At 66.5% G+C, this 26575-nt stretch carries 27 protein-coding genes; 10 read left to right on the top strand and 17 right to left on the bottom strand.

The genetic code is table 11. The annotated features are described in order from the left end of the window. The 4 genes from MF270_RS13325 to hslO all read right to left on the bottom strand — a co-directional run bounded on the left by MF270_RS13325 (position 1) and on the right by hslO (position 4740). Positions 1 to 1836, bottom strand: coding sequence for an ABC transporter ATP-binding protein (locus tag MF270_RS13325; protein ID WP_238366390.1), 1836 nt, complete (start codon positions 1834 to 1836; stop codon positions 1 to 3). Positions 1837 to 2016: 180 nt separating this feature from the next. After that, positions 2017 to 3168: a CCA tRNA nucleotidyltransferase gene (locus tag MF270_RS13320; RefSeq protein ID WP_238366504.1), complete on the bottom strand. Its 1152-nt coding sequence runs from the start codon at positions 3166 to 3168 to the stop codon at positions 2017 to 2019. Further along, the gene (locus MF270_RS13315; RefSeq protein WP_238366389.1) at positions 3168 to 3767 is read right to left on the bottom strand and encodes a CoA pyrophosphatase; all 600 of its coding nucleotides are present in this window, start codon (positions 3765 to 3767) and stop codon (positions 3168 to 3170) included. Before MF270_RS13315 ends, MF270_RS13320 begins: the two co-directional genes overlap by 1 nt. Next, positions 3757 to 4740: an Hsp33 family molecular chaperone HslO gene (gene hslO, locus MF270_RS13310; RefSeq protein WP_238366388.1), complete on the bottom strand. Its 984-nt coding sequence runs from the start codon at positions 4738 to 4740 to the stop codon at positions 3757 to 3759. The genes MF270_RS13315 and hslO overlap by 11 nt, the downstream gene beginning before the upstream one ends. A 69-nt stretch (positions 4741 to 4809) precedes the next feature. Between hslO and MF270_RS13305 the strand changes: the two genes are divergently transcribed. Beyond that, the gene (locus tag MF270_RS13305) at positions 4810 to 5274 is read left to right on the top strand and encodes an NUDIX hydrolase (RefSeq protein ID WP_238366387.1); all 465 of its coding nucleotides are present in this window, start codon (positions 4810 to 4812) and stop codon (positions 5272 to 5274) included. Here the strand turns inward: MF270_RS13305 and MF270_RS13300 are convergent. Beyond that, the gene (locus MF270_RS13300; RefSeq protein ID WP_238366386.1) at positions 5261 to 6526 is read right to left on the bottom strand and encodes a PP2C family protein-serine/threonine phosphatase; all 1266 of its coding nucleotides are present in this window, start codon (positions 6524 to 6526) and stop codon (positions 5261 to 5263) included. The genes MF270_RS13305 and MF270_RS13300 overlap by 14 nt on opposite strands. Before the next feature lie 172 nt (positions 6527 to 6698). Here MF270_RS13300 and MF270_RS13295 point away from each other — a divergent pair, with 172 nt between their 5' ends. Next, positions 6699 to 7028 carry an Hpt domain-containing protein gene (locus MF270_RS13295; protein WP_238366385.1) on the top strand — a complete coding sequence of 110 codons (330 nt, stop codon included), beginning with the start codon at positions 6699 to 6701 and terminating at the stop codon, positions 7026 to 7028. 26 nt (positions 7029 to 7054) lie between these two features. Here MF270_RS13295 and MF270_RS13290 read toward each other — a convergent pair whose 3' ends face one another. Both MF270_RS13290 and MF270_RS13285 read right to left on the bottom strand, forming a co-directional pair. Next, positions 7055 to 7870, bottom strand: coding sequence for an SDR family NAD(P)-dependent oxidoreductase (locus tag MF270_RS13290; protein ID WP_238366384.1), 816 nt, complete (start codon positions 7868 to 7870; stop codon positions 7055 to 7057). Positions 7871 to 7893: 23 nt separating this feature from the next. Next, positions 7894 to 8808 carry a hypothetical protein gene (locus MF270_RS13285; protein ID WP_238366383.1) on the bottom strand — a complete coding sequence of 305 codons (915 nt, stop codon included), beginning with the start codon at positions 8806 to 8808 and terminating at the stop codon, positions 7894 to 7896. Positions 8809 to 8824: 16 nt separating this feature from the next. On the opposite strand from MF270_RS13285, the gene MF270_RS13280 reads away from it, so the two are divergent. Both MF270_RS13280 and MF270_RS13275 read left to right on the top strand, forming a co-directional pair. Next, positions 8825 to 10054 carry an argininosuccinate synthase gene (locus tag MF270_RS13280; protein WP_238366382.1) on the top strand — a complete coding sequence of 410 codons (1230 nt, stop codon included), beginning with the start codon at positions 8825 to 8827 and terminating at the stop codon, positions 10052 to 10054. 1 nt (position 10055) lies between these two features. Further along, a complete protein-coding gene (locus MF270_RS13275) occupies positions 10056 to 10817 on the top strand; it encodes a sulfotransferase family 2 domain-containing protein (protein ID WP_238366381.1) in 762 nt (253 codons plus the stop codon). 3 nt (positions 10818 to 10820) lie between these two features. Here the strand turns inward: MF270_RS13275 and MF270_RS13270 are convergent, their stop codons facing one another. From MF270_RS13270 to MF270_RS13255, 4 genes are all read right to left on the bottom strand, one after another. Beyond that, positions 10821 to 10982 (bottom strand): hypothetical protein, encoded by a 162-nt coding sequence (locus tag MF270_RS13270; RefSeq protein ID WP_238366380.1) that lies wholly within the window; start codon positions 10980 to 10982, stop codon positions 10821 to 10823. A gap of 68 nt (positions 10983 to 11050) precedes the next feature. Beyond that, entirely contained in the window at positions 11051 to 11767 is a 717-nt protein-coding gene (locus MF270_RS13265; protein ID WP_238366379.1) for a sulfotransferase, read from the bottom strand. Beyond that, positions 11764 to 12663: a D-amino acid aminotransferase gene (locus MF270_RS13260; RefSeq protein ID WP_238366378.1), complete on the bottom strand. Its 900-nt coding sequence runs from the start codon at positions 12661 to 12663 to the stop codon at positions 11764 to 11766. The genes MF270_RS13265 and MF270_RS13260 overlap by 4 nt, the downstream gene beginning before the upstream one ends. 9 nt (positions 12664 to 12672) lie before the next feature. Continuing rightward, positions 12673 to 13233 carry a DUF2585 family protein gene (locus MF270_RS13255; RefSeq protein ID WP_238366377.1) on the bottom strand — a complete coding sequence of 187 codons (561 nt, stop codon included), beginning with the start codon at positions 13231 to 13233 and terminating at the stop codon, positions 12673 to 12675. Between the two features lie 153 nt (positions 13234 to 13386). On the opposite strand from MF270_RS13255, the gene msrA reads away from it, so the two are divergent. After that, positions 13387 to 14052, top strand: coding sequence for a peptide-methionine (S)-S-oxide reductase MsrA (msrA, locus tag MF270_RS13250; RefSeq protein ID WP_238366376.1), 666 nt, complete (start codon positions 13387 to 13389; stop codon positions 14050 to 14052). Between the two features lie 3 nt (positions 14053 to 14055). On the opposite strand, the gene MF270_RS13245 is transcribed toward msrA, so the two are convergent. Both MF270_RS13245 and MF270_RS13240 read right to left on the bottom strand, forming a co-directional pair. Next, a complete protein-coding gene (locus tag MF270_RS13245; protein ID WP_238366375.1) occupies positions 14056 to 14922 on the bottom strand; it encodes a ribokinase in 867 nt (288 codons plus the stop codon). Positions 14923 to 14985: 63 nt separating this feature from the next. Beyond that, positions 14986 to 17241, bottom strand: a complete 2256-nt coding sequence (locus MF270_RS13240; protein ID WP_238366374.1) for an NADP-dependent malic enzyme — start codon at positions 17239 to 17241, stop codon at positions 14986 to 14988. A gap of 166 nt (positions 17242 to 17407) precedes the next feature. Here MF270_RS13240 and mutS point away from each other — a divergent pair, with 166 nt between their 5' ends. Continuing rightward, a complete protein-coding gene (mutS, locus tag MF270_RS13235; RefSeq protein WP_238366503.1) occupies positions 17408 to 20011 on the top strand; it encodes a DNA mismatch repair protein MutS in 2604 nt (867 codons plus the stop codon). A gap of 28 nt (positions 20012 to 20039) precedes the next feature. On the opposite strand, the gene MF270_RS13230 is transcribed toward mutS, so the two are convergent. From MF270_RS13230 to hrcA, 3 genes are read right to left on the bottom strand one after another with little or no spacing between them, the layout of a single operon-like run. Continuing rightward, positions 20040 to 21110 carry a TPM domain-containing protein gene (locus MF270_RS13230; protein ID WP_238366373.1) on the bottom strand — a complete coding sequence of 357 codons (1071 nt, stop codon included), beginning with the start codon at positions 21108 to 21110 and terminating at the stop codon, positions 20040 to 20042. A 3-nt stretch (positions 21111 to 21113) separates the two neighbouring features. Further along, positions 21114 to 21671, bottom strand: coding sequence for a nucleotide exchange factor GrpE (locus MF270_RS13225; RefSeq protein ID WP_238366372.1), 558 nt, complete (start codon positions 21669 to 21671; stop codon positions 21114 to 21116). A 4-nt stretch (positions 21672 to 21675) separates the two neighbouring features. Further along, the gene (gene hrcA / locus MF270_RS13220) at positions 21676 to 22743 is read right to left on the bottom strand and encodes a heat-inducible transcriptional repressor HrcA (RefSeq protein WP_238366371.1); all 1068 of its coding nucleotides are present in this window, start codon (positions 22741 to 22743) and stop codon (positions 21676 to 21678) included. A gap of 114 nt (positions 22744 to 22857) precedes the next feature. Here hrcA and rph point away from each other — a divergent pair, with 114 nt between their 5' ends. From rph to MF270_RS13200, 4 genes are read left to right on the top strand one after another with little or no spacing between them, the layout of a single operon-like run. Continuing rightward, positions 22858 to 23571, top strand: a complete 714-nt coding sequence (gene rph / locus MF270_RS13215) for a ribonuclease PH (protein ID WP_238366370.1) — start codon at positions 22858 to 22860, stop codon at positions 23569 to 23571. Continuing rightward, positions 23568 to 24179 (top strand): RdgB/HAM1 family non-canonical purine NTP pyrophosphatase, encoded by a 612-nt coding sequence (rdgB, locus tag MF270_RS13210; protein WP_238366369.1) that lies wholly within the window; start codon positions 23568 to 23570, stop codon positions 24177 to 24179. The genes rph and rdgB overlap by 4 nt, the downstream gene beginning before the upstream one ends. Further along, the gene (gene hemW, locus MF270_RS13205; RefSeq protein WP_238366368.1) at positions 24172 to 25326 is read left to right on the top strand and encodes a radical SAM family heme chaperone HemW; all 1155 of its coding nucleotides are present in this window, start codon (positions 24172 to 24174) and stop codon (positions 25324 to 25326) included. Before rdgB ends, hemW begins: the two co-directional genes overlap by 8 nt. Before the next feature lie 6 nt (positions 25327 to 25332). Further along, entirely contained in the window at positions 25333 to 25686 is a 354-nt protein-coding gene (locus MF270_RS13200) for a YbaN family protein (RefSeq protein WP_238366367.1), read from the top strand. Between the two features lie 3 nt (positions 25687 to 25689). Here the strand turns inward: MF270_RS13200 and MF270_RS13195 are convergent, their stop codons facing one another. Then, the gene (locus tag MF270_RS13195; RefSeq protein WP_238366366.1) at positions 25690 to 26571 is read right to left on the bottom strand and encodes a ParB/RepB/Spo0J family partition protein; all 882 of its coding nucleotides are present in this window, start codon (positions 26569 to 26571) and stop codon (positions 25690 to 25692) included. Between the last annotated feature and the right edge of the window lie 4 nt (positions 26572 to 26575).

Genomic DNA, 26575 nt, shown 5'->3' with positions numbered 1-26575 from the left:
CTATTCCGCCGCGTCCCTGAGTCCCAGAAAACCACCGGATTGCCGCTGCCAGTACCGGGCGTACAGGCCGTCCGCCGCCAACAGGTCCTCGTGCGTCCCTGTCTCGACGATCTGTCCCCCGTCCAGCACCACGATCCGGTCCATGTCGGCTATCGTCGAAAGTCTGTGCGCGACGGCCAACACGGTCTTGCCTTCCATGACCCTGTTCAAGGCCGATTGTATCGCGGCTTCGACCTCGGAGTCGAGGGCGCTTGTGGCCTCGTCCAGGACGAGAATCGGCGCATCCTTGAGAATCGCCCGCGCCAGCGCGATCCGCTGCCGCTGCCCGCCCGACAGTTTCACCCCCCGTTCGCCAAGGTAGGCGTCGTAGCCTTCCCGCCCCTTGTGATCCTTGAGCGTACGGATGAACTCATCCGCCTCGGCCTTCTCGGCGGCGGCGATCAGCTCGGCCTCGGTGGCGTCGGGGCGGCCGTACATGATGTTGTCGCGGGCCGAGCGGTTGAACATCGCCGTATCCTGCGTGACCATGGCGATCTTGCGCCGCAGGCTGTCCTGGGTCACGCCGGTGATGTCCTGCCCGTCGATCAGGATTCGACCCTGTTCCGGGTCATAAAGCCGCAAAAGCAGCGCCACGAGCGTCGATTTCCCGGCCCCCGAGGCGCCGACGATCCCGACCTTTTCGCCGGGCTGGATGGTCAGCGTCAACTCGGACACGCCGCCCACCTGCCGGCCATACGCAAAGCCCACACCGTCGAAGGTGATCGTCCCGTCGGGCACGGTCAGCTCTTGCGCGCCGGCGCTGTCCTCGAGCCGGTTGCGCGGGGTGAGGGTGCGGATGCCGTCCTCGACCTCGCCCACGCTGGCGTAGATGTTCATCAGGGTGAAGCTGACCCAGCCGGTCATCTGGGCGATGCGGATCGCCAGCGTCCCGGCTGCGACAATATCGCCCGTCGTGGCCGTGCCCTGCGACCAGAAGATCAGCGTGCCGCCCACCAGGATCACCGGCAGCGACCCCGCCAGCGTCATCAGGAAGAATCGGAAACTGGCCGCCAGCCGCCCGAAATGCAGCGCCGAGTCGCGGAAGGTGCCCAGCGCGCCCAGCGCGGCCTGATCCTCGAACTCGGAATGGGCGAACAGGCGCACGGTCTTGATGTTGGTGATCGTATCGACGATCTGGCCCGAGACCATGGCCCGCGTGCCCGCCCGGTCCTTGGACCGTTCGCGGATGCGCGGCAGGTAAAAGCGGATCAACGCGAAATAGGCCGCCAGCCACACAAGGAAGACCAGCGCGATGCGCCAGTCGATCCCGCCCAGCAGCAGCAGCGTCCCGGCCAGCGAGGCGAGCGCAAAGGCGACGACGTTGATCATCTCGACCGTCACATCGGTCACGGCGCGGGCGGTCTGCATCTGCTTTTGCGCGATCCGCCCCGCGAAATCGTCGTCGAAGAAGGTGACCGACTGGCCCAGCGTCCAGCGGTTCAGCCGCGCCAGCACCAGTGGCATCACGTTGGGCTGCACGACGATCGAGTTCGCAGCCGCGCTGAGCCCCATCAGCACGGGCCGCGCGATCAGGAAGAAGACGACCGCCAGCACGATCACCGCGACATTGCCGGCGGAAAAGAACGCCCCGGGGCCCGATTCGGTGGCGCGGTCGACCACGAGGCCAAGGAAATAGGCCGTCAGCGTCTCGGCCCCGCCGGTCAGCGCGGACAGGACGGCGGCCACGATCAGCACGGGGAAGGATCCGCGCAGCGCCCAGCCTATAAAGGCGCGCAGGGTCTGCGGCGGCGGGCCCTCGGCGGGCTGGTACACGTCGATCAGGTCGGATGCTTTCATCGTCTCGTCTTGCTTGGCTGTCGTCCGGGCACGCCCCGGTCCCGCCATGACCTAGGGCCGGCGGGGGGAAATTCACCTGTCACCTTGCCCCAGCCCCGCGCGCTTGACCATGGCCGTGACGGCACGGCTTGCTGTGCGGGGCCGCACGGCCAGGCATTGCCTGTCGTCGATGCGAACGGGTCAATCGTTCAGCAGGTCGTCCCGCGTGGCCCGAAAGCCCGAGGCGATCCAGGCGGATTCCAGCGCGGCCAGCTTGCGGCCCAGCGCCGGGCCCGCGTGGTCCGGCATCAGGTCGGCGGGTTTCACTGGGAATTGCGCGGCGGCGCCCGTCGCGATCTCGGCCTCGAGCTGCGGAGGCAGCAGCTGGCCCATGAGCGCGGCACGCAGCAGGGCCGCGTCACGGGCGGTCTCGGCACCATGGCGATATGCCGTCTCGGCGGGGCCCATGCCCTCGGTCGCAAGGTCACGCAACACGCCCGTTCGGGTGCTTTGTGCCTTGCTCAGGCGCAGGCGCGTTTTCAGGCCTTCGCCGCCCAGCAGGGCCAGCCGGCGCAGCGCGTCCGGTGCGATGCCGACCTGCTGTTCCAGGTGGACCAGCACCGCCAGCGCGGTGTCGTCGCAGCCCGGCAGCAGCCGCATCAGCACGCCCAGCTGGCGCATGGTGGCGACGGCGGGCGCCGGGTCGGGCGCGGCCAGCAGCTTGAGCAGCTCGGCCCCGACCCGTTCCCGCGACAACCCGTCGAGCCCGTCGAGATGGGCCGCGATGGCCTCCAGCGCCTCGGGGTCGAACCCCTGTGCGGGGTCGCCGTACCAGGCGTTGAAGCGGAAGAAGCGCAGCGCGCGCAGGTAATCCTCGCGCAGCCGTTCGGCGGCGTCCTCGATGAACCGCACGCGGCGCTCCAGCAGGTCGGGCAGGCCGCCCAGGGGGTCGACCACGGTGCCATCGGCCCGGGCGTAAAGCGCGTTCATCGTGAAATCGCGCCGCCGCGCGTCGTCGGCGATCTCGGTCGAAAAGGCCACGACGGCGCGCCGCCCGTCCGTTTCGACATCGCGGCGAAAGGTGGTGATCTCGTGCGGGACATGGTCCGCGACCACGGTCACCGTGCCATGCTCGATCCCCGTCGGGACAACCTTGAACCCCGCGCTTTCCCCCAGTTCAGAGACTGTTTCCGGCCGCGCATCGGTCGCGATGTCGATGTCGTGGACCGGCGCGCCCAGCAGGGCGTTGCGCACGCAGCCCCCGACCACCAGCGCCTGGAAACCGGCATCCACGAGGCAGGCCATCACGGCCTGTGTGCGCGGATCGGTCAGCCAGTCGCCGCTGACGCGCATCACGGCGCCCAGCTGTCGGCGAAGGCACGCAGCACGCGGGCCGTGGCGCCCCAGATGTAATAGGGGCCGAAGGGCACGGTGTAGTAATACCGCCGCTCGCCGCGCCAGCGCCGGTACTGGATCGCGTAACGCGCGGGGTCCACGAGATGCGCCAGCGGGACCGAAAAGACCTCGGCCACCTCGCCCGGTTCGGGCCGCCAGTCGAAGGGTTCGCGGATCAAACCCACCACGGGGACCATGTCGAACCCGGTGATCGTCTCGTGGCCGGGCAGTTGGCCCAGCACCTCGACATTGTCCGGGGGCAGGCCGATTTCCTCATGCGCCTCGCGCAGCGCGGCACCCACGGGCCCATCGTCGCCCGGATCGACCTTGCCGCCGGGAAAGGCAACCTGCCCCGGGTGATGCTTGAGCGCCGAGGACCGCTGCGTCAGGATCATCCGGGGCTCTCCGCCGCTGGTGTCGATGGCCATCAACACCCCGGCCGGGCGCAGCTTGCGCCCCTCGGGCAGCACGACCTCGGGGTTCAGGTCGAAATCGGACGAGGCAACCTTGCGCCGGGCAATCGCCCGGGCAAGCTGGTCCCTCAGGTCACTCGCCATCCGCCTCGAACCCCACGCTGGCGGGGTCCAGGTCGTAATGGGCGCCGCAGAACTGGCAATCGGCCGTCACCCGGCCGTCGTCGGTGGTCATCTTCTCGATGTCGCGGGCCGAGTAGATCGACAGGCTTTGCCGCACGCGCTCCTCGGAGCAGGTGCAGCCGAACCGGATCGGCTGGCTGTCAAAGACGCGCGGCCCTTCCTCGTGGAAGAGGCGCACCAGCAGGTCGGTCGACGGCAGGTGCGGGCCGATCAGCTCAAGCTCGTCCACCGTGTCGACGTGGAAGTTGACGCGGTTCCAGTTCTCTTCGTCGTCACCCGACACGATGTCCGACGGACGCAGCAGCCCCGCTTCGCCGGTGCCGCCGTCCTGCGCGAAAGGCGAGGCCTTGGGCATGTGCTGCAGCATGATGCCGCCGCCGCGCCAGGTCTCGCGGCTGTCGCCGGGGGTCTGCGAGGTGCCGAACATCAGGTTGAACCGGGTCGGCAGCTGCTCGGACTGGGCAAAGTAGCTTTCGGCGCAGGCCGCAAGCGACCCGCCGGCCAGCGGGGTGATGCCCTGGTAGGGCGCCGTGCCCTGGCCCTGGTCGATCAGGATCGCGAAATAGCCCTCGCCCACCTGCTCGAACGCGGGGGCGTCGGTCAGCTTGTCTTCGTCAAAGCTGGCATAGGCGCGGATGCGGGCCGGCTCGCCCTCTTTCGTGGGGGCGTAGTAATCGGTGGCGATCATCCGCAGGGCGCCCTTGGCCTGCACCTGCAGCGACAATTTCCAGCGCAGCTTGATCGAGCCGCCGATCAGGGCGGTCAGCAGGGCCATCTCGGCCACCAGCGCCTCGACCTGGGGCGGGTAGTCGTGCTGGCTCAGGATCTCTTCGAGCGTGCCGTCGAGCCGCGCGAGGCGGCCCCGGACGTCGGCGAGATCAAGCTGAAAGGGCAGGACGGTGTCGTCCCAGGCGATACGGCTGCCAATGCTCATGGGGTTTCCTCGGGCTGAGAGCGGTGCCATACCGCGAAGCAGGTTCTGAGGCAAGACGGGGCGCGGCGCATGCATTCCTCCTCCATCCGGCGGTTCGGGGACACGCCCATCGCCGGAAAACGCTACGTGCACCGGCCGGGCGCCTATGCGCTGCTGCCGCGGGGCGATCAACTCCTCGTGACATTGCAGACCGCGCCGGGGCCGGAACTGCAATTGCCCGGCGGCGGGATCGACCCGGGCGAATCCCCCGTGCAGGCGATCCACCGCGAGGTGATGGAGGAGACGGGCTGGCGCGTCACCGGGCTGCGGCGGCTGGGCGTGTTCCGGCGGTTCACCTGGATGGAGGATTACGACATCTGGGCCGAAAAGCTGTGCCACATCTACCTGGCCACCCCCGTGCGCCAGGTGGCCGAGCCGGCCGAGCCTGCACACGTCACCCTCTGGGTCCATCCGGCCGAGGCGGCCGAGAACCTGGGCAGCCCCGGGGACCGGGCCTTTGCGGCCTGGCTGGCGCGGGGCTTCAGGCGCCCTTGAACTCGAACAGCACGGCCGAGATGTCGTCGTCCATCCCGGCATCCGCCGCGCATTGGCTGAGCTGCCAGTAGAGGTCATCAAGGAACTCGACCCCGCGGCTGTCTTCGGGCACGCGGCCGACCAGCTCGACCAGGCCCTCGGGTTCCAGCATCTCGCCATCGCTCAGCCGCGCCTCGGTGATGCCGTCGGAATAGAGCAGCAGCCGGTCGCCCGGGTTCAGCTGCAAGGTGACCGAGGCATAGCTGGCCCCGGGGATCAGGCCGATGGGCACGCCGCCCTCGCCCACGAACTCGGTCGTGCCATCGGCGCGGATCAGCAGCGGGTGGGGATGGCCGGCCTGCACCATCTCGACATGTCCGGTGTGCAGGTCGACCAGGGCGAAGGCCATGGTGAAATACTCGACCACGCCGACATCGGCCGACAGCCGTTCGTTCAGCCGCAGCGCCACCTCGGCCGCGTCGCGCACGCTGTAGCTGCCGTCGGGCAGCTGGCGCATGGCGACGTTCTGTTCGGGGAAATCGGCGCTGAGGTAACCGCTGACCCGCGCGGTCATCAGCGCCGAGGTGATGCCATGGCCCGACACGTCGATCGAATAGAACCCCAGCTTGCCCGGCTCGGGCGAGAAGCGCCCGACCAGGTCGCCGCCGACGTGCCCGCAGGGTTTCAGCTGCAGGCTGACGCGCGAGCCGTCGTAGACCTTGCTCACGTCCGGGATCAGCGCCTGCTGGATCTTCTTGGCCTGGATCAGGTCCTTGTCGATGGCATCATACAGTGTCTGCAGCTCGGCCATTTTGTCGGCGATCAGCCGGTTCTTGTCGCGCAGCTCCTTCTGCATGTGCAGGATGCGTTCGCCTGCCGTGATCCGCGCGCGCAGTTCATCCGCGCTGACCGGCTTGGTCAGGAAGTCGTCGGCCCCGGCATCGAGCCCGCGCGCGATCTCGTCCTTCTCGCTCTTGGAGGTCAGCAGGATGAAATAGCTGTAGGACTCCCCGGCGCCGCGCACCGCCTGGCAGAACTCGAGCCCGTCCATTTCCGGCATCATCCAGTCGCTGATCACCAGCTCGGGCCGCAGCGCGAGATATTTTTCGAACCCATCGACGCCGGTCTCTGCCTCGATCACGTCGTAGCCCCAACGCGCCACCATGCTGGCCAGGATCCGCCGTTGCAGGCGGCTGTCGTCGACCAGCAGCACCGTGCGGATGCTGCCGGTCCCCGGTTCAGGCAGGGAGTCTGTGGGTTTGTGTTGTTCCAAGTCCGGTTCCTTGCCGGCGGGATGTCCGCGCTGCCTCGTCCGCACCTACCTAAGGCGCTGCGCGTTAACGCGGGGTGAAAGCACGCCGGACCGGCTGCCGCGGATGCTGGCGGAAAGGTTTCCTTAAACATTGGCTGACATTGTTCCTGCCAACATCCAGGGGAGCGACAAGATGATCGACTGGGCCCGTGTATCCGAATTGAGGGAAGAGATCGGCGCAGAGGATTTCGACGACGTGGTCGACATCTTTCTTGAAGAGGTCGAGGACACGATCGCCCAGCTCAAGACTTCGGCGCCCGACGACTACGAATCCCTGCTGCATTTCCTGAAGGGCAGCGCGCTGAACCTCGGCTTCGTCGAGTTTTCGAACCTGTGCCAGCGGGGCGAATTCCTGTCGGCCGGCGGCAAGGGCCCCGAGGTCGACGTGGGCGAGGTGATCGCGTCCTTCAACGCCTCGAAGGATCAGTTCATGACCCAGCTCAAGAAGCGTTTCGCGGCCTGACGCGGCCGGTCGTCCCCCCTTGGGCCTCAAACCAGCTTGTGCATCTTGCCCGGGTGCAGCGTGCCCACCTGGTCCAGCGCCGTGCGCCGCAGCTTGCGCATCCCGCGCAGCCAGCGTTCGGGGTCCGCCGCCTTGGCCTGCCAATACTCGGCCACGACTGGGTGGGGCAGGATCAGGAATCGTTCCGCCTCGATCCCCGCAACGAGGGCCTGCGCGACGTCCTCGGGCGCGATCAGGCCGGGATGGGCGGGCGCGTCCTCGAAACTCTCGAAGCCCAGCATGGGCGTCGCCACGTATTGCGGACAGATGACCGAGACCTTGATGCCATCGTCGCCATGGGCAATCGCCAGCGACTCGGCAAAGCTGACGGCGGCGTGCTTGGTCGCGGAATAGGCAGCGTCGCCCACCTGCGCCAGCAGCCCCGCGGCCGAGGCGGTATTCACCAGGTACCCGTTGCCCCGCGCGATCATCCCCGGCAGCAGCGCACGGGCCGCATGGACATGGGCCATGACGTTGACCTGCCAGCAGGTCTCCCACGTCTCAACGGGGGCAGAGGCGGCGTGGTCCGGCTCTCCGAAGCCCACGCCGGCGTTGGACACCCAGATGTCGACAGGGCCAAGATCGCGCTCGATTCCCTTGATCAGAGACTGAACGGCCGCCGCATCCGTCACGTCGCAGGCCAATCCCGGCACGCCCAGCGCCTCGGCCGCCGCCGCGATCCGGCCCGCGTCCAGGTCGCAGATCGCGACCCTGGCACCCGCCTTGGCCAATGCCCGCGCCATGGCCAGCCCGATGCCGCCCGCGGCGCCGGTGACCACGGCCACCTTGCCTGAAATCTCCATGCGTTTCCTCCCCCCGGGGCAGCTCAGCCGATGCCGCGTTTCTCGATGTAGACGCCGTAAAGCGTCGTCAGCAGGCTCACCTGCACCAGCCCGACGAACACGGTCGCGGCGAGCGACACCAGCAGGCCCAGCACCGGCACCACCTCGCTCAGCACGTAGACCGCCATCTGCACGGCGAGGTTCATCAGGAAGAACCCGAACTGCATGACGAAGATGGTGCCGAAACTGCCGCGCGTCGCGACCCAGGCCTGGCCCAGGGTCAGCGGCGCCCCGACCGCGCCGGCGGGCAGGATGATCGCCAGGCGGTAATAGCTGACCAGGATGAAGACGTAGAACGGCACCGCCAGCAGCAGGAGCAGCATGACGCCGCCTTCGCCCATCGCCGCCACGAAGCCCGAGGCGACAACAATCACAGGGATCATCAGGACGAAGCCCAGCAGGAGAAGCAAAAGGAGCCGCCCGAAATAGCCCAGCACCAGGTCGCCGCGGAACGGCGGCACCCAGCCGCGCGGGTATTCCTCGAGCAGGACGAAGCGGTGCCAGGACACGACAACCCAGAGAAAGGTCGCCAGGCCGAAGATCACCGTCAACAGCGCCAGCAGCGCCGCCACGCCCGCCCCGGCAGGCGTGGCGGCGCCGCCCATGCCGCCCATGTCGCCACCCATGCCGCCCGGCCCCATGGTCACGTTGGCAAAGGACAGCCCCATGCCGACCGCCACCATCAGCCAGACAAAGAACAGCCCGATCGGCACCAGACCGATCTTGAGCGCATCGCGCCAATTGCGCACCACCAGCGTCACCGAATGGGTGAACAAGCTCCAACCTTGCATGAAAATCCCTCGTGCCACCTTTTCGCGAACGCTATGGGCCAGCCCGCCCGCCGTCAACGCGTTCACCTTGCCCCGCACGGCAAAACCCGCTATCGCGCGGACGCTCATGCCGAAAGGAGTTTCCATGTCCGCGCCCAAGAAAGTCGTCCTGGCCTATTCCGGGGGCCTCGACACCTCGATCATCCTCAAGTGGCTCCAGACGGAGTACGGCTGCGAGGTGGTGACCTTCACCGCCGACCTCGGCCAGGGCGAGGAGCTGGACCCGGCACGCAAGAAGGCCGAGATGCTGGGCATCAAGCCCGAGAACATCTTTATCGAGGATGTGCGCGAGGAATTCGTGCGCGACTTCGTCTTCCCGATGTTCCGCGCCAACGCCGTGTACGAGGGGCTCTACCTGCTGGGCACCTCGATTGCGCGGCCGCTGATTTCCAAGCGGCTGGTCGAGATCGCGGCCGAGACCGGCGCCGATGCCGTGGCCCATGGTGCGACCGGCAAGGGCAACGACCAGGTGCGGTTCGAGCTCAGCGCTTACGCGCTGAACCCCGACATCAAGGTGATCGCGCCCTGGCGGGAATGGGATCTGTCCTCGCGGACCAAGCTGCTGGAGTTTGCCGAGGCGAACCAGATCCCGATCGCCAAGGACAAGCGTGGCGAGGCGCCGTTCAGCGTCGACGCGAACCTGCTGCACACCTCGTCCGAGGGCAAGGTGCTGGAGAACCCGGGCGAGATGGCGCCCGATTACGTCTACCAGCGCACCGACGATCCGGTGACCCAGGCGCCCGACACGCCGGAATACATCGAGATCGGGTTCGAGTCGGGCGACGCCGTGTCGATCAACGGCGAGGCGCTGTCGCCCGCGACGATCCTCACCAAGCTGAACGAATACGGCAAAAAGCACGGCATCGGCCGGCTGGACTTCGTGGAAAACCGTTTCGTGGGCATGAAGTCGCGCGGCATCTACGAGACCCCGGGCGGTGACATCCTGCTCGAGGCGCATCGCGGGATCGAACAGATCACGCTGGACAGCGGCGCGGGTCACCTCAAGGATTCGATCATGCCCCGCTATGCCGAGCTGATCTACAACGGCTTCTGGTTCTCCCCCGAGCGCGAGATGCTGCAGGCCCTGATCGACAAGAGCCAGGAGCACGTGACCGGCACCGTCAAGCTGATGCTCTACAAGGGCTCGGCGCGGACCGTGGCCCGTTGGTCGGATCATTCGCTTTATTCCGAACAGCACGTGACCTTCGAAGAGGACGCCGGCGCCTACGACCAGAAGGACGCGCAGGGCTTCATCCAGCTGAACGCGCTGCGGCTCAAGCTGCTGGCCGCGCGGAATCGTCGCCTGAAAGGCTGACGTGACCCAGGCGCAATACGATCTGCCCTGGCTGAACGGGGTCAATCGCGCGCTGATCGGGGCGGCCAATGGCCTCAGCCCGTATTACAAAGCCCATCCCTACCGGGGTGGGCTTTGGCTGTCCGAGGTCGACATGCGCGTCGCGATCAGCCACGCGCATCGGTTCCTCTACAACCGTCTGCCCAAGAACGCCAATTCCACGGTGACCGCGCTGCTGCATGTCGGGATCGGCGGCAGCGGCACGGTGGATGCGTCGAAACACGGGTTCGCCCGGCCGTGGAAGCTGAGCCGCGCCGAGGTCGCCGCGCTGGAGGGCTATTACACCTTCTGCATCGTGCGCGATCCGTATTCGCGCACGCTTTCTGCGTATCTCGACAAGATCGTGCGGAAACGACGACAAGCCAAGCGGCCCCTGCGCTGGCTCAAGGCCCGGTTCGGGACGGATGCGCCGACTTTCGAACAGTTCTGCATCTACCTCGACGAGGTCGGGCTGATGGATGACAACCACTGGGCGCCCCAGCTGGACGGGCTGGTGCTGCGCCCGGAGGAATTCGACCACATCGGCCGGTTCGAGCGGTTGGGAGACGAGATAGCCACGATCACCACCCGCATTTTCGGCGCGCCGGTGACAACCGTGAAACGTCGCGGCCCGCCCAGCACAGGCGCCGCCGAGGCGCGGGAGGCGCATTACACCGAGACCGCGACAGGCATCGTGAAACGTCTCTATGCAAGGGATTTCGAGGCGTTCGGCTACGAGCCCTAAGGCTCAGAACCCCGCAAACGTCTTGAGGTACGGCAGCGCCCCTGCCGCGACCATGCCCACCCCGGCGCCGATCCCCATGCGCAGGCCGGTCGACTTGATGCGCGGCGAATAGACGGTGAGTGCGGCGCAAACAGCCAGGTAGTAGACGATGGCAATCGGGTCCATGGGCGGCCTCCTTGCCCGTGATCCTCGCGCCTTGCGGGTCGCCGATCAAGCCTCTTCGCGCGGAAGGCTCAGTGCAGCGCGACGGCTTTCATCTTCTCGTAGGCGGGCAGGGCGGCTTCGGCCATCGCGGCAGCATTGCCGGTCAGCCTGGGCAGCGGCCCCTCCGGCCCTGCGAACCCGGTCGAGCCATGCAGCGATCCGTACCAGACCGGCGCCCAGACCCCGTCATAGGGTTTCGGCCCCGCCGGCCAGGACAGCATCGCCGGATCCCAGCTGAGGCCGACCGCGTCGCAGAGCCTGCGCAGCATCCCCTCGGGGTCGTCGCGGATATCGGCACTGTCCACCACTACCGGCGACTGGCCCAGCGCGCGGACATGGTCATAGAGCTCAACCTGTTGCAGGAACCCGATATCGGCCAGCGTCAGCGCCTCGTATCCCTTGGCGAAACTCGCCACGACCCGCGCGGGATGGCGGATCAGGAAGACATTTACCACCTCGGCCATCCAGCCACGCGGCACGGCCTCGATCATGTGCTGCGTCATGTGCTTCTGGTACCAATGCGCAGCGCCATCCGGGTTCGGCCCGGCCAGCTGCGCCGCCACGTCCCCCGCGTCCTGCGGCTGCGAGGCCATCACCTCCGCCCGCATCGGATGCGCGAGACCCGTCTGCGCCAGGTAGGCGGCATAGAACGGCTCATCGCTGACGGTGAAATCCGCGCGCTGGGCAAAGCTGTACATCATCGCCGTCGACAGGTTCCGCGGCCCGGACCACATCGCCAGCTTCATGGGCTGACCAGCGCCTTGTAGAGATCGCGCAGCCGCTGCGTGACCGGCCCCATCTGCCCGTCGCCGATCTGCCGCCCGTCGATCACACCCACCGGGGTTTGCGCGCCGAAGGTGCCGGTCAGAAAGGCCTCGTCCGCACCATAGGTATCGACCAGCGAGTAATTCCGTTCGAACACCGGGATGTCATTGGCGCGGCAGAGGTCGATCACCTTGGCCCGCGTGATCCCGTTCATGCAGTAATCCCCGGTCGAGGTCCAAACCTCGCCCTTCCGCACGATGAAGAAGTTGCAGGCGTTCGTCGTGTTCACGAAACCATGCACGTCCAGCATCAGCGCCTCGTCCGCGCCGGCCTTTTCGGCGGCGATACAGGCGAGAATGCAGTTCAGCTTGGAATGCGAGTTCAGCTTGGGGTCCTGCGTCATCGGCTGACCCCGGAGATGCGGCACGGTCGCCAGCCGGATCGGGCGCGGGATCGAGGGCTTCGAATGCTCCATCAGGATCACGATGGTCGGGCCCTGCCGCGACAGGCCGGGATGCTGGAAGGGTCGGGTCTTGACCCCCCGCGTGACCATCAGACGGCAATGGGCGTCGGTCTGCATCTCATTGGCTGCTTGCGTCTCTGACAGGGCGGAAATCAGCTCTTGCCGCGTCATCCCGATGTCGAGGTCGATGGCCTTGGCCGCCTCGTAAAGCCGGTCCATGTGTTCGTCGATGAACGACCAGCGGCCATCATACAACCGCAGCCCCTCCCACACGCCGTCGCCCAGCATGAAGCCGCTGTCATAGACGCTGACCAGGGCCTCGGCCTTGGGTTTCAGCACCCCGTTCACCCAGATCAGGATGTCTTCGTTGCGCGCATCTTCCTGCGCCTGGTGGGTCGTCACATGCTCTGTCATGACCGCACGCTAGGGGGCGCCGGCCTGCCAGTCCAGCACCGCCTGGCTTGGCGCGACCAGCATCAGGACATTCAGCGCCAGCCCGTCGCGGATCAGCAGCATCGTCAGCGCCTCGAACCCGATCACCACCGCCACGGTCGCCCAGACCGGCAGTTTGCGCGCCAGCCAGAACCCCAGCCACATGGCGACGATGTCCACCATCGAGTTCAGCACCGAATCACCGTTGTAATCGGCCGAGACGGTGACTTCGCGGTAGCGGTCGATCACCATGTTGGTGTTCTCGGTCACCTCCCATGCGGCCTCGACCAGCGTGGCGATCACCAGCCGCCAGCCCAGCGGCATCCGTCGCGCCACCAGCAAGAGCGCGCCAAAGAACAGGATGCCGTGGATGATATGGCTGGGCGTATACCAGTCCGTCAGGTGCATGTTGCCCTGGTCCGTGCCCAGCGGCCCGTACCACGGCAGGACATAGCCGCAGGGGCACCAGGGCGCCCGGCCCATCCCCAGCAGGATGATGGCGGAGCCAAGCGTGACCAGCGCGGTCACGACAAAGGGAAGCGATCTGTTCATATGCGCACGGAATCACGCCGCGCTGCGCCTGTCCAGCTGCCTGATGTAGGGGAGGGTGCGATTGTTTCCATCCGTCAACACCCCGTGACCTCACGCCCGGTTGTGTTGAGTGAAACCGTCCCGGCGCCCATGCTGCCCGAAAGGAGTATTGCCATGTCGACCCGCTTGAGCACCGTGAAACCGATCCTTCTGGCCATTGCGATCGCGCTGGGCCTCTTTGCCCGTGCGCACCCGGTCGAGGCCGCCGCCTCGGAAACCCTGGTCGTCGCGGGCGGCTGCTTCTGGTGCGTCGAGGCGGATTTCGAAAAGGTAAAGGGCGTGCGCGAGGTCGTGTCGGGCTATACCGGCGGCTCGGTCCAGAACCCGACCTACAAGCAGGTGACGCGCGGTGGCACCGGGCATTACGAGGCGGCCGAGATCCGGTTCGACCCCTCGGTGGTCAGCCGCGCGCAGCTCTTGAACCTCTTCTTCCGCTCGGTCGATCCGACGGATGCGGGCGGGCAGTTCTGTGATCGGGGCGACAGCTACCGGACGGCGGTTTTCGTCTCTACACAGGCGCAAAAGACCCTGGCCGAGCAGGCCAAGGCCGAGGCACAGCGCGCCCTGGGCCAGAAGATCGTGACGCCGGTCCTGACGCTGGGCCGGTTCTACGAGGCCGAGGACTACCACCAGGATTACTACAAGGGCAGCAACCGCGTGCTGACGCGCTTTGGCCCGATCCAGCAGTCGGATGCCTACAAGCGCTATCGCGACGCCTGCGGGCGCGACCAGCGGGTGCGCCAGCTTTGGGGCGACGCGGCGCCCTTCGCGGGAAGCTAGGGCTCAGGCGCGAAAGGCCCGCACCTCCTTGAGGTCGGGGATCACGTCGGCGGTGCCATGGCGCGTGACCATCAGCGCGGCGGCGCGGGTGGCCTGCCCGATGGCATCGGCCATCTCCATCCCCCGGTCGAGCCCGGCCAGCACGTAGCCGGTAAAGGTATCGCCTGCCCCGGTCGTGTCGACGGCCGTGACCTTGGGGGCGCCGAACTCCTCCACCCCCTCGGGCCCGTACCACCGGCAGCCACGCGCGCCCAGCGTGACGATCACGTCGGCGACGCCCAGCTCCTCGGGCCACTTGCCGGTCGCTTCCTTCAGCTGCGCCGCCTCCACCTCGTTCATGAACAGCAGGTCGACGAAGGGCAGCAGCTGCGTCACCGCGGCGGCGTCGAAGGGCGCGGCGGCATAGGCCACCCGCAGCCCCAGTTTCGACCCCAACTCGGCGGCATAGGCCTGGTGAGAGGTCTCGTTCTGCATCACCAGCAGATCGCCCGCATCCGCCTCGGACAGCGGTGCGCCGATCATCTCGTCACTCAGCGCGCGGTTGGCCCCGGCAAAGATCACGATGGAGTTCTCACCGTCGGCATCCAGCAGGATCAGCGCATGGCCGGTGGCCGCGCCGACGCGGGCGATGTGCCGCGTGTCGACGCCGTATTCCAGCAGCCGCTCCATCGCCCAGGCGCCATCCGGCCCCACGGCGCCGATGTGGCACACCCGCGCCCCGGCCCGCGCGGCGGCGACGGACATGTTGGCCCCCTTGCCGCCCAGCCCCTTGGTCAGCCGGTCACAGGCGATCGTCTCGCCCGGGCGGGGCAGACGCGGCAGGTCGTAGAACAGGTCGGCATTGATCGACCCGAGATTCCAGATGGTCATGCGCCGCCCCTCCCTTTCATTATTCCCGAAATACTCCCGCCGGAGGCACCGCGCCCCGCGCGGTCAGCCCACCTCGCAGGCCGCGAGCATCGCCATGTTCAGGATATCCGTCGCCGTCGCGTTCGTCGAACAGATCTGGATCGGCTTGCCGACGCCCGCCAGGATCGGCCCGATCACCGTGGCGCCCGCCATCTCCTGCATCAACTTGACGCTGATCGAGGCCGAATGCCGCGCCGGCACCACCAGGATGTTCGCCGGGCCCGACAGGCGCTGGAACGGGTAGGCGGCCGCCGCATGGGTGTTCAGCGCCACGTCCACGGTCATCTCGCCGTCGTATTCGAAATCCACGCCGATCTTGTCCAGGACGCCGGGGGCCAGGTGCATCTTTTCCGCCCGCTCCGACACCGGGTAGCCATAGGTCGAAAAGCTGACGAAGGCGACGCGCGGCTCGAGGCCCAGGTCCTTGACGACCGAGGCCGCCTGGATCGCGATGGTCGCCAGGTCATGTTCGTCCGGCCATTCATGCACCAGCGTGTCGGCGATGAACACGATGCGCCCCTTGTGCAGGATCGCCGTGATGCCGACCGCGCCATGCTGGGCATCCGCATCGAAGACGTGGTTGATCAGGTCCAGCGCATGGGCCGATTTCCGCGTCGCGCCGGTGATCATCCCGTCGCCATGCCCATGTGCCAGCATCAGCGCGGCGAACACGTGCCGGTCGCGCGCCGCCAGCCGGTGCACGTCGGTCATGTCGTAGCCCTTGCGCTGGAGCCGCTTGTACAGGAACTCCTTGTAGGTCCCCAGGTGCGAGGTGTTGGCGGCGTTGACGATCTCGAGCTCGCGGAAGGCGTCGGCCAGACCCGCCGCTTCCAGCTTGGCCTTCACATCCGCGTCGCGGCCGACGACCAGCGCCTTGCCGAAGCCGGTGCGCTGGTACATCACCGCCGCGCGCAGCACGCGCGGATCATCGCCTTCGGCAAAGATCATCGTTGCCTGCGCCTTGCGGGCCCGCGCGTTGATCGACTGCAGGATCGAAGCCGTGGGATCCATCCGCGCCTTGAGCGTCAGCTCGTAGGCGTCCATGTCCACGATGGGCCGCCGCGCGGCGCCCGTGTCCATGCCCGCCCGCGCCACGGCCGAGGGGATGCGCCAGATCAGCCGCGGATCGAAGGGCGTGGGGATGATGTAATCCCGGCCGAAGGCCAGCTTGCGGCCATAGGCCATCGCGACCTCGTCCGGCACATCCTCGCGCGCCAGTTCGGCCAGCGCCTGGGCGCAGGCGATCTTCATTTCGTCGTTGATCGCCCGGGCATGGATGTCGAGCGCGCCGCGGAAGAGGTAGGGGAACCCAAGCACGTTGTTGACCTGGTTCGGGTAATCGCTGCGCCCGGTCGCCACGATGGCATCGGCCCGCACGTCATGCGCCTCTTCGGGCGTGATCTCGGGGTCGGGGTTTGCCATGGCGAAAATGACCGGGTTGTCCGCCATCGCCTTGACCATGTCCTGCGTTACGGCACCCTTGACCGAGACACCCAGGAAGACGTCTGCGCCCTGCATCGCCTCTTCCAGCGTGCGCAGTTCGGTCTTGATCGCATGGGCCGATTTCCACTGGTTCATACCCTCGGTCCGGCCCTGGTAGATGACGCCCTTGGTGTCGCAGACGATGCAGTTCTCGTGCTTGGCGCCCATCGACTTCAGCAGCTCGATACAGGCGATCCCGGCCGCGCCGGCGCCGTTGAGGACGATCTTCACGTCCTCGATCTTCTTGTCGTGCAGGTAAAGCGCGTTGATCAGCCCCGCCGCGCAGATCACCGCCGTGCCGTGCTGGTCGTCGTGAAAGACGGGGATATCCATCTCTTCCTTGAGACGCTGCTCGATGATGAAACACTCGGGCGCCTTGATGTCCTCGAGGTTGATGCCGCCAAAGGTCGGCCCCATCAGACGCACGGCCTTGCAGAATTCATCCGGGTCCTCGGTATCCAGCTCGATATCGATCGAGTTCACGTCGGCGAAGCGCTTGAACAGAACCGACTTGCCCTCCATCACCGGCTTGGACCCCAGTGCGCCGAGGTTGCCGAGGCCCAGCACCGCAGTCCCGTTCGAGATCACGGCGACCAGGTTGCCCTTGTTGGTGTAGTCATAGGCCAGCTCGGGATTTGCCGCGATATCCTCACAGGGTACGGCCACGCCTGGGCTATAGGCCAGGCTCAGGTCGCGCTGCGTGGTCATGGGGACCGTGGCCTGGACCTCCCACTTGCCCGGCGTCGGTTCCAGGTGAAAGGCAAGCGCTTCTTCGCGCGTGATGCGTGTCTTGGCCAAGGTCGTCCCTCCCGCTTCGGTCCGGCGATCCTTACGGGGAAACGCGGCCCCGCTCAACCGGGCGATTTCGCCTTTCACCGTCGGGGTCGGAACGATAAGTTCCGCCGAAATAACCGGCACGGGCAGGGGACAGGTCGTGAGCAAGCAGGCCGCTGGCGTCACGCCGATGATGGCGCAATATCTCGAGATCAAGGAGCAGCACCCCGACGCGCTGCTGTTCTATCGCATGGGCGATTTCTACGAGCTGTTCTTTGACGACGCCGTGGCCGCCAGCGAAGCTCTGGACATCGCCCTGACCAAGCGCGGCAAGCACCTGGGCGAAGATATCTCCATGTGCGGCGTGCCGGTGCATGCGGCCGAAGGCTACCTGCTGACGCTGATCCGCAAGGGCTTTCGCGTGGCCGTGGGCGAGCAGCTGGAAAGCCCGGAAGAAGCGAAAAAACGCGGGTCGAAGTCGGTGGTCAACCGCGGCGTGGTGCGGCTGGTCACGCCCGGCACGCTGACCGAGGAATCGCTGCTCGAGGCGCGGCGCCACAACTTCCTCGCCGCCTTCGCGCAGGTGCGGGACGACGCGGCGCTGGCCTGGGTCGATATTTCCACGGGCGCGTTTCACGTGATGCCGCTGGCCCCCGTCCGGCTGGGGCCGGAACTGGCGCGGCTGCGTCCCTCCGAGCTCCTGATCTCCGAGGCGTCAGAGGCGGATTGGCACGAATTAGTGACTGAATCGGGTACGGCGCTGACCCCGCTGTCCCGCGCGTCCTTCGACAGCACCTCGGCCGAAAAGCGCATCCTGGCGCTCTACAAGATCGGCGCGCTGGACGCCTTCGGGTCGTTCGGCCGCGCCGAGGTGTCGGCCATGGGCGCGATCGTCGATTACCTCGACATCACGCAAAAGGGCAAACTGCCGCTGCTGCGCCCGCCGGTGCGCGAGGCGACGGGCGGGACCATGCAGATCGACGCCGCCACACGGCGCAACCTCGAGATTACCGCCTCCATGTCCGGGGGCCGGGCCGGGTCTTTGCTGGCTGCCATCGATCGGACGGTGACCGCCGCCGGGGCGCGTCTGCTGGAACGGCGGCTGTCCTCGCCATCGCTCGACGTGAATGTGATCACAAATCGTCTGGACGCGGTATCGGCCATGGGCGCCGATGCCCGGCTGGCGGCCGACCTGCGCGACGCCCTGCGCAAGGTCCCCGATCTCGACCGCGCGCTCAGCCGCCTTGCGCTGGATCGTGGCGGCCCGCGTGATCTGGCCGCGGTGCGCAACGGGCTGGAACAGGCCGTGCAGCTGGCCGACCGATGCACGGGCGAAGACCTGCCGGAACTGCTGACCCAGGCCACCCATGCGCTGACCGGCCATGATGACCTTCTGACCCTCCTGGGCGATGCGCTGGTGGCGGAACCGCCGCTGCTGACGCGCGACGGCGGCTATATCGCGCCCGGCTACGACAGCGACCTCGACGAGGCGCGCGAGCTGCGCGACGAGGGGCGCGGCGTGATCGCACGGATGCAGCAGGACTACGCGACCCGGACCGGCATCCAGAGCCTGAAGATCAAGCACAACAACGTTCTTGGCTATTTCATCGAAACGACGGCGACCCACGCGCAAAAGATGCTCTCGGCGCCGCTGAGCGAGACCTTCATCCACCGCCAGACCACCGCCAACCAGGTGCGCTTCACGACGGTCGAGTTGAGCGAGATGGAGACGCGGATCCTCAACGCCGGCAACCGGGCGCTGGAGATCGAAAAGCGTCTCTATGACAGCCTGAAAGGCGCAATCCTGGACTCCGCCGCGCAGATAGGAGACGCCGCCCGGGCACTGGCCGAGTTTGACCTGGCCGTGGCGCTGGCCGAGCTTGCGCGCGCCGAGGATTGGGCGCGGCCACGGGTGGACGACAGCCGCGCCTTCGAGATCCAGGGCGGGCGTCATCCGGTCGTGGAACAAGCGCTGCGCGGGCAGGGCGGCGCGCCCTTCATCGCCAATGATTGCGATCTTTCCGACAGCGCGATCTGGCTGCTGACCGGCCCGAACATGGCAGGTAAATCGACCTTCCTGCGCCAGAACGCGCTGATCGCACTGCTGGCGCAGATGGGGTCATTCGTTCCGGCTGAATCGGCGCATATCGGCCTTGTCAGTCAATTGTTCAGCCGGGTCGGCGCCAGCGACGACCTGGCGCGCGGCCGCTCAACCTTCATGGTCGAGATGGTCGAGACGGCGGCGATCCTGAACCAGGCCGACGACCGTGCGCTTGTGATCCTCGACGAGATCGGGCGCGGGACGGCGACCTATGACGGGCTGTCCATCGCCTGGGCGACGCTGGAGAACCTGCACGAGGTGAACCGTTGCCGCGCCCTCTTCGCGACCCATTACCACGAGATGACCGCGCTGTCGGGCAAGCTGGACCGCGTCGACAACGCCACCGTTGCCGTCAAGGAGTGGGAGGGGGAGATCATCTTTCTCCACGAGGTCCGCAAGGGCGCGGCGGATCGCAGCTACGGCGTGCAGGTCGCGCAGCTGGCCGGGCTGCCGCCGAAGGTCGTGGAACGCGCCCGTGTGGTGTTGGAAGCGCTGGAGAAGGGCGAGCGGGAAGGGCCAAGCCACAAGGCGCTGATCGACGACCTGCCGCTGTTTGCCGCCATGCCCGCGCCGAGACCGCAGCCGAAACAGGAGAGCGCGGTCGAGGCCAGGCTGAAAACCGTGCTGCCCGACGACATGACCCCGATGGAGGCGCTGCGACTGGTCTACGAGTTGAAGGACCTGCTGAAATAGGCCATGTCGGGCGAGTTAGAGACTGTTCCTACCAGCTTCCGCTGGCTCCGCCGCCCGAGGACGATCCGCCGCCGAAGGAACTGCCTGACGACGAAGACGAGTCAGACTCGCGCGGGATGATCTGGGTTTCGGAGTAGCGGTTGTTGCAATGCTGGCAGTGGTAGTCGATCCGCCGCGTGCCGGTCGAGCTGGTCGTCGCGGCTTGCAGGATGGTCGAATCCCCATGCAGCGTCTTGAACTTGCATGCGTGGCAGGCCCCGTAGGAACTGAACCAGGACATGTAGCTCTCAATCGTCACGTGATCGCATCTCGGGCAGACCCAGACATCGTGGTCCACGGATTTCAACGTCTCTTCCAGGATCTGGCCCTTGCTGAGGTGCCGGTCGTCGGAAAATTCGTCCAGCCGTTCCATCTTGGCCCCGTCATTGGGGCAAATGCGGGGGCGGTTGCGATGAATGCGCCGCAGCAGGAATGCGCCGGCGACGCCGACGGGCGCGAGCAGCAAGAGCAGCCAGTTGCCCAGTGTCTCGACCACGGAACCGGCGCCCGACTTGACCCGGTTCCAAAGCTTTCTGACCCCGCCCACATCGTATTCGCCCGGCCAGGATCCGGTGAGATCGTGGATCACGTAATCCACGCCGCGCTCGATCCCGGCGGCGTAATCGTCCTGGCGGAACAGCGGCAGGATGCGCTCTTCGATGATCTCCTTCATCGGGGCGTCCTTGGAGGTGCCATAGCCCGAGCCGACCTCGATCCGCATGACCCGGTCGTAGACGGCGACCAGCATCATGACGCCATCGTTGCGCTGCGCGTCACCGACGCCCCAGGTGTTGAAGAGACCGGTGGCAAAGGGCTCGATCGCGCCGTCATGGCCGTAGTCGGACATGGTGCCGATGGTGACCAAGGTGAACTCGATGCCCGCTTCGTCGCGCAGTTCCTGCAGCTTTGTGCGGATCTCATCCTCCTGCCGGTCGTCCAGCAGGTCGGCGAAATCGTTGACGTAAAGCTCGGAATAGCCGGGGTAATCCTGCGCCGCGACGGGCAGCGCGAAGACCACGAAACAAAAGAGCCGCGCGAGGATATCCCGCGCGGCCCGCATCGCTTAGCCCGTGAAGCTGGACACGCCGACCTGCGCGGGGCGCAGCAGGCGGTCGTAGAGCATGAAGCCCTCGGCCGAAACCTGGATGATCTCGCCGGCCTTGGTGCCGGGCAGGGGCGCCTCGAACATGGCTTCGTGCTGGTTCGGGTCGAACTTGTCGCCAACCTCGGGCGTGATGATGGTCACGCCGTGTTTCTTCAGCACGTTGGTCAGCTCGCGCAGGGTCAGCTGCACGCCCTCGATCAGCGCGGCCTGGTCGTCGCTTTCGGCCTTGGAGGCCGATTCGACGGCGCGCTTGAGGTTGTCATAGACCGGCAGCAGGTCGCGGGCCAGTTTCGACCCGCCGTATTGCTGCGCCTCGCGCCGGTCCTTGTCGGACCGCTTGCGCGCGTTCTCGGCGTCGGCCAGCGCGCGCATCCACTTGTCGCGCAGCGCGTCCCGCTCTGCCTTCAGCTCGTCCAGGTCGGCTGCGTCGCTGTCGATCTCGGCCATGTCGTCGGCAAATTCCTCGTTTGCCGCGGCGTCGATGTCGTCCAGGAAATCGTCTGCCTTGTCTGCCATTTCACTACCTCTGACTTCGGTCGGACATCAGCCGTCCCACCAGCTGAGCCGTGTAATCCACGATTGGGACGATACGTCCATAGTTCAGGCGGGTCGGGCCGATCACGCCCACCGCGCCGATGATCTTTCGGTCCGCGTTCATATAGGGAGACACCACCAGAGAGGAACCCGAAAGTGAGAAAAGTTTGTTCTCGGACCCGATAAAAATGCGCACCCCCTCGCCGGATTGCGTGAGTTCGAGGAACTCCTGGATGTCGCGCTTGCGTTCTAGATCGTCAAACAGCGTCCGGATGCGCTCGAGGTCCTCTTCCTCGGCCTCGGACCCCAGCAGGTTGGCACGGCCACGGACGATGAGTCGCTCGGTCCCTTCGCCCTCGTTCTCCCACAGGGCCAGCCCGCTTTCCACGAGGTCGCGGGCGAGGCTGTCGATCTCCTGCCGGCGGCGCGTGATCTCGGTCTTCATGACCTCGCGCAGCTCGCTCAGCGTCCGACCCTCGGCCAGCGCGTTCAGAAAGTTCGCCGCCTCGCGCATCGACGAGGGCGTCTGCCCGAGGGGCGGGGAGAACAGGCGGTTTTCGACATGCCCATCGGCAAAGACCAGCACGACCAGCGCGCGGTCGGGGCCAAGGCTGACGAATTCGATATGCTTGATCGGCGCCTCGTGCTTGGGCGCCAGCACCAGGGACGCGCCATGGGTCGCGCCCGACAGCGCATGACCCACCCGGTCCAGCAGGCTGGTCGGGTCGTTGCCGCCGCCCATGGTGCTGTCGAGATGCTCGCGGTCCTCGGCGCTGAGATCGCCGACCTCGAGCAGACCGTCCACGAACATCCGCAGCCCCAGCTGCGTCGGCACCCGGCCTGCGCTGACATGCGGGCTGTCGAGCAGGCCCAGGAACTCGAGATCCTGCATCACGTTCCGCACCGTCGCGGCGCTGACCTTTTCCGACAGCGTGCGGGTCAGGGTGCGGCTGCCCACGGGCTCCCCGTTGTCGAGGTAGCCTTCGACCACGCGGCGAAAGACCTCGCGCGAGCGCTCGTTCATCTCGTTCAGGATTTTCGACGTATCTGTCATAAGCCCCTGTCCATCCGATGGGCCATTAAAGCGGCACGGGCGGAAAGGTCAATCGGGGTTGCGAACCCGGCCCTTGCCCGCGTATTCCGGGCGCGACAGACGAAAGGATAGCCCATGCGCCCCTCGGGAAGAGATCTAAGTGAAATGCGGCCGGTTTCAATCGAAACCGGGGTCACGAAACACGCCGAGGGGTCCTGCCTGATCAAGGTCGGGGACACCCATGTGCTGTGCACCGCCACGGTCGAGGCGCGGGTGCCGCCCTTTATCAAGGGCACGGGGCTGGGCTGGGTCACCGCCGAATACGGCATGCTGCCCCGTTCCACCACATCGCGGATGCGGCGCGAGGCGGCAGCGGGCAAGCAGGGCGGCCGCACGGTCGAGATCCAGCGCCTGATCGGCCGCTCCTTGCGCGCCGGTGTCGACCGCGTCGCGCTGGGCGAACGGCAAATCGTCGTCGATTGCGACGTGATCCAGGCCGATGGCGGGACGCGCTGCGCCTCGATTACCGGCGGCTGGGTCGCCCTGAAACTGGCCGTCAACAAGCTGATGAAGGTCGGCGACGTGGTCAGCGATCCGCTCACCGATCCGGTCGCGGCCGTCAGCTGCGGCATCTATGCCGGCCAGCCGGTGCTGGACCTCGACTACCCCGAGGACTCCGAGGCCGGCGTGGACGGCAATTTCATCATGACCGCGTCAGGCAAGCTGATCGAGGTGCAGATGAGCGCCGAGGGCTCCACCTTTTCGCGCGACCAGATGAACAGCCTCATAGACCTTGCGGACAAGGGCGTGAAGGAGCTGGTCGCGATCCAGAAGGCCGCCTGCGCATGAGCCGCAAGTTCTCGGGCGACCGGATCCTTTTTGCCACGCATAACGCGGGCAAGCTGGAAGAGATGGAGGCGCTGCTGGCCCCCTTTGGCGTCGAGGTGATCGGCGCCAAGGCCATGGACCTGCCTGAACCGGTCGAGACCGAGACGACATTCGTCGGCAATGCCCGGATCAAGGCCCATGCCGCCGCAAAGGCGACGGGGCTGCCGGCGCTCTCCGACGACAGCGGTATCGAGGTGGACGCGCTGGACGGCGCGCCCGGTGTCAACACGGCCGACTGGGCCGAAACCGGCAACGGGCGCGATTTCGTCATGGCGATGACCAAGACGCATGACCTGCTGATCGCGTCGGGCAAGCCGCAGCCGCATACGGCGCGGTTCCGCTCGACCCTGGTGCTGGCCTGGCCCGACGGGCATGACGAGGTGTTCGAGGGCAAGATCGACGGGCAATGCGTCTGGCCGATGCGCGGGATGCAGGGCCATGGCTATGACCCGATGTTCATGCCCGACGGCTACGACATCACGCTGGGCGAGATGGACCCGGCGGAAAAGAACCGCATTTCGCACCGGGCGGATGCGCTGAAGAAACTGATCGCGGCCTGTTTTGGCTGAGGATTGGCAGAACGGAGGCTTCGGCCTTTATATCCACTGGCCCTGGTGCCAGTCGAAATGCCCCTATTGCGATTTCAACTCCCACGTCGCCGCCTTCATCGACCAGGATCGCTGGGCGGCGGCCTACGTGGCCGAGATCGAGCGCATGGCCGCCCTGACCGGCCCGCGCGTGCTGAATTCCGTGTTCTTTGGCGGGGGCACCCCGTCGCTGATGGCGCCCGAGACAGTCGATGCCGTGCTGACCGCCGTCCGCCGCGCCTGGCCTTTGGCCAATGACCTCGAGGTGACGCTGGAAGCCAACCCCGGCTCGGTCGAGGCGGGACGGTTCCGGGGTTATGCCCAGGCGGGCGTGAACCGGGTTTCGATGGGCATTCAGGCTCTGAACAACCGCGATTTGCGCCGTCTGGGTCGTCTGCATTCGGTCGAAGAGGCCCGCGCCGCTTTCGACATCGCCCGCGCGCAGTTCGACCGGGTGAGTTTCGACCTGATCTATGCCCGGCAGGATCAGACTTTGCACGATTGGCGGTCGGAGCTGACCGAGGCGCTTGAGATGGCCGTCGATCACCTGTCGATGTACCAGCTGACGATCGAGCCGGGCACCGCCTTTGGCGACCGCTTTGCGCGCGGCGGACTACATGGTCTGCCGGACGAAGATATCTCCGCCGACATGTATGATCTGACACAAGATCTATGTGGCGAAGCCGGTTTGCTCAACTACGAGGTTTCGAACCACGCGCGACCCGGCGCGGAGAGCCGGCACAACCTGGTCTATTGGCGCTACGGCGATTACGTGGGCATTGGGCCGGGTGCCCATGGGCGGGTGACACTTGACGGGGTGAAGCACGCCACCGAGGCCGAGCGTATTCCTGGCAAGTGGCTGGAAAATTTGAGTATTCATGGGAAAAGTGAAAGCTGGGAGGTGCTGGACGGCACCGAACAGGCGCTCGAGATGCTTTTGATGGGCATGCGGCTGGGCGAGGGGATCGATCCGGCGCGCTTTGCCGCGCTGAACGGGGCGCCTTTGAACCCAAATGCCATCGACAGGCTGACGGAAATGGGGATGCTGAAGCCTGGCCCCCGGCTGATCGCGACGCAGCAGGGGCGGGTGCTGCTGAACGCGGTGCTGCGTGAACTGGTCGTGGAGTAAGCGGATATGCGGCCGATCTGGTTCCTGTGCGGATTGACCGCCCTCGGGCTGGGGCTGATCGGCGTGGTGTTGCCGCTGTTGCCCACCGTGCCCTTCATGCTGCTGGCCGCGTTCTGCTTTGCCCGCTCCTCCGAGAAGATGCACGCCTGGCTGATCGAGCACCGCGTCTTTGGTCCGATGATCGAGGATTGGAACCGCTCTGGTGCGATCCGGCCCAGCGCGAAACGCTGGGCCACTGTCTCTATCGCGGCGGTTTTCGGGCTGTCGCTCTACCTCGACGTCAAGACCGTCGTTCTGGCGATCCAGGCCGTGACGCTGGGCTGCGTGCTGATCTTCATCTGGACGCGGCCCAATATGTGAGGCTCAGCCGCCGCTGAGCATCCGGCAGAGATCGTCGAGCTCTTCCAGCGTCTGGTAGGTGATCGTCACCGTGCCGCCTTCGGTCCCCGGCTTGTGGTCGATGCTGACCTTCATCTTCAGCGTGGCGCTCAGGTCGCCTTCGATCGCGCGGGTGTCGGCATCCTTTTCCGATTTCGGCGGGCGGGGCGCGGCGGGTTTCGGGGCAACCGGCCCCTTGGCCAGTTTCTCGGCCTCTCGCACCGACAGCCCGCGCGAGACGATCTGCTGCGCCAGGCCCACCGGGTTCTCGGAGGTGATCAGCGTCCGGGCATGGCCGGCGGTGAGATCCCCGTCGCGCACCATTTCGATCACTTCGCCGGGAAGGTTCAGCAGACGGAGCAGGTTGGCGATATGGCTGCGGCTTTTGCCAAGCGCTTCGGCCATCTTCTCCTGCGTATGGCCGAACCGGTCCATCAGCTGACGATAGCCCGCCGCTTCTTCGATCGGGTTGAGGTTCTCGCGTTGGATGTTCTCGATGATCGCGACTTCAAGAACTTCGGTATCCGTAAAATTGCGCACCAGCACGGGCAATTCATGCAGTTGCGCCAGTTGGGCAGCGCGCCAGCGACGTTCGCCGGCCACGATTTCATAGGTGCCGGGTTGCTCTGGGCGGGCGCGCACGATCAGCGGCTGGATCACGCCCTTGGTGCGGATCGAATTGGCCAGGTCGTCCAGCTGGTCGGGCGTGAAGGTGCGACGCGGTTGGTCAGGATTCGGGAAGATCTTTTCGACCGGGACCATCGCCTCTGCCCGACGGGCTTCGCCCTGCTGCTCAACCGGGCCCACATCTGCCATAAGCGCGGAAAGGCCGCGGCCCAGCCCGCGGGTCTTTGTCCTGTCGTTCATCTGC

The sequence above is a fragment of the Mesobacterium pallidum genome (genome assembly GCF_019966535.1).
Classification (GTDB): Bacteria; Pseudomonadota; Alphaproteobacteria; order Rhodobacterales; family Rhodobacteraceae; genus Mesobacterium; species Mesobacterium pallidum.
This window is presented reverse-complemented; position numbering and strand designations above follow the sequence as displayed.

Coding starts and splice junctions, on each gene's coding strand:
- hrcA (WP_238366371.1), bottom strand. CDS start 22,743: ATGACAGATACGTCGAAAATCCTGAACGAGATGAACGAGCGCTCGCGC.
- MF270_RS13290 (WP_238366384.1), bottom strand. CDS start 7,870: ATGGAGATTTCAGGCAAGGTGGCCGTGGTCACCGGCGCCGCGGGCGGC.
- MF270_RS13325 (WP_238366390.1), bottom strand. CDS start 1,836: ATGAAAGCATCCGACCTGATCGACGTGTACCAGCCCGCCGAGGGCCCG.
- MF270_RS13200 (WP_238366367.1), top strand. CDS start 25,333: ATGCGGCCGATCTGGTTCCTGTGCGGATTGACCGCCCTCGGGCTGGGG.
- MF270_RS13260 (WP_238366378.1), bottom strand. CDS start 12,663: ATGACAGAGCATGTGACGACCCACCAGGCGCAGGAAGATGCGCGCAAC.
- MF270_RS13320 (WP_238366504.1), bottom strand. CDS start 3,168: ATGCGCGTCAGCGGCGACTGGCTGACCGATCCGCGCACACAGGCCGTG.
- MF270_RS13225 (WP_238366372.1), bottom strand. CDS start 21,671: ATGGCAGACAAGGCAGACGATTTCCTGGACGACATCGACGCCGCGGCA.
- MF270_RS13230 (WP_238366373.1), bottom strand. CDS start 21,110: ATGCGGGCCGCGCGGGATATCCTCGCGCGGCTCTTTTGTTTCGTGGTC.
- MF270_RS13265 (WP_238366379.1), bottom strand. CDS start 11,767: ATGAAGCTGGCGATGTGGTCCGGGCCGCGGAACCTGTCGACGGCGATG.
- mutS (WP_238366503.1), top strand. CDS start 17,408: ATGATGGCGCAATATCTCGAGATCAAGGAGCAGCACCCCGACGCGCTG.
- MF270_RS13280 (WP_238366382.1), top strand. CDS start 8,825: ATGTCCGCGCCCAAGAAAGTCGTCCTGGCCTATTCCGGGGGCCTCGAC.
- MF270_RS13255 (WP_238366377.1), bottom strand. CDS start 13,233: ATGAACAGATCGCTTCCCTTTGTCGTGACCGCGCTGGTCACGCTTGGC.
- MF270_RS13270 (WP_238366380.1), bottom strand. CDS start 10,982: ATGGACCCGATTGCCATCGTCTACTACCTGGCTGTTTGCGCCGCACTC.
- MF270_RS13195 (WP_238366366.1), bottom strand. CDS start 26,571: ATGAACGACAGGACAAAGACCCGCGGGCTGGGCCGCGGCCTTTCCGCG.
- MF270_RS13305 (WP_238366387.1), top strand. CDS start 4,810: ATGCATTCCTCCTCCATCCGGCGGTTCGGGGACACGCCCATCGCCGGA.
- rdgB (WP_238366369.1), top strand. CDS start 23,568: ATGAGCCGCAAGTTCTCGGGCGACCGGATCCTTTTTGCCACGCATAAC.
- MF270_RS13295 (WP_238366385.1), top strand. CDS start 6,699: ATGATCGACTGGGCCCGTGTATCCGAATTGAGGGAAGAGATCGGCGCA.
- MF270_RS13285 (WP_238366383.1), bottom strand. CDS start 8,808: ATGAGCGTCCGCGCGATAGCGGGTTTTGCCGTGCGGGGCAAGGTGAAC.
- rph (WP_238366370.1), top strand. CDS start 22,858: ATGCGCCCCTCGGGAAGAGATCTAAGTGAAATGCGGCCGGTTTCAATC.
- hslO (WP_238366388.1), bottom strand. CDS start 4,740: ATGAGCATTGGCAGCCGTATCGCCTGGGACGACACCGTCCTGCCCTTT.
- msrA (WP_238366376.1), top strand. CDS start 13,387: ATGTCGACCCGCTTGAGCACCGTGAAACCGATCCTTCTGGCCATTGCG.
- MF270_RS13245 (WP_238366375.1), bottom strand. CDS start 14,922: ATGACCATCTGGAATCTCGGGTCGATCAATGCCGACCTGTTCTACGAC.
- MF270_RS13315 (WP_238366389.1), bottom strand. CDS start 3,767: ATGGCGAGTGACCTGAGGGACCAGCTTGCCCGGGCGATTGCCCGGCGC.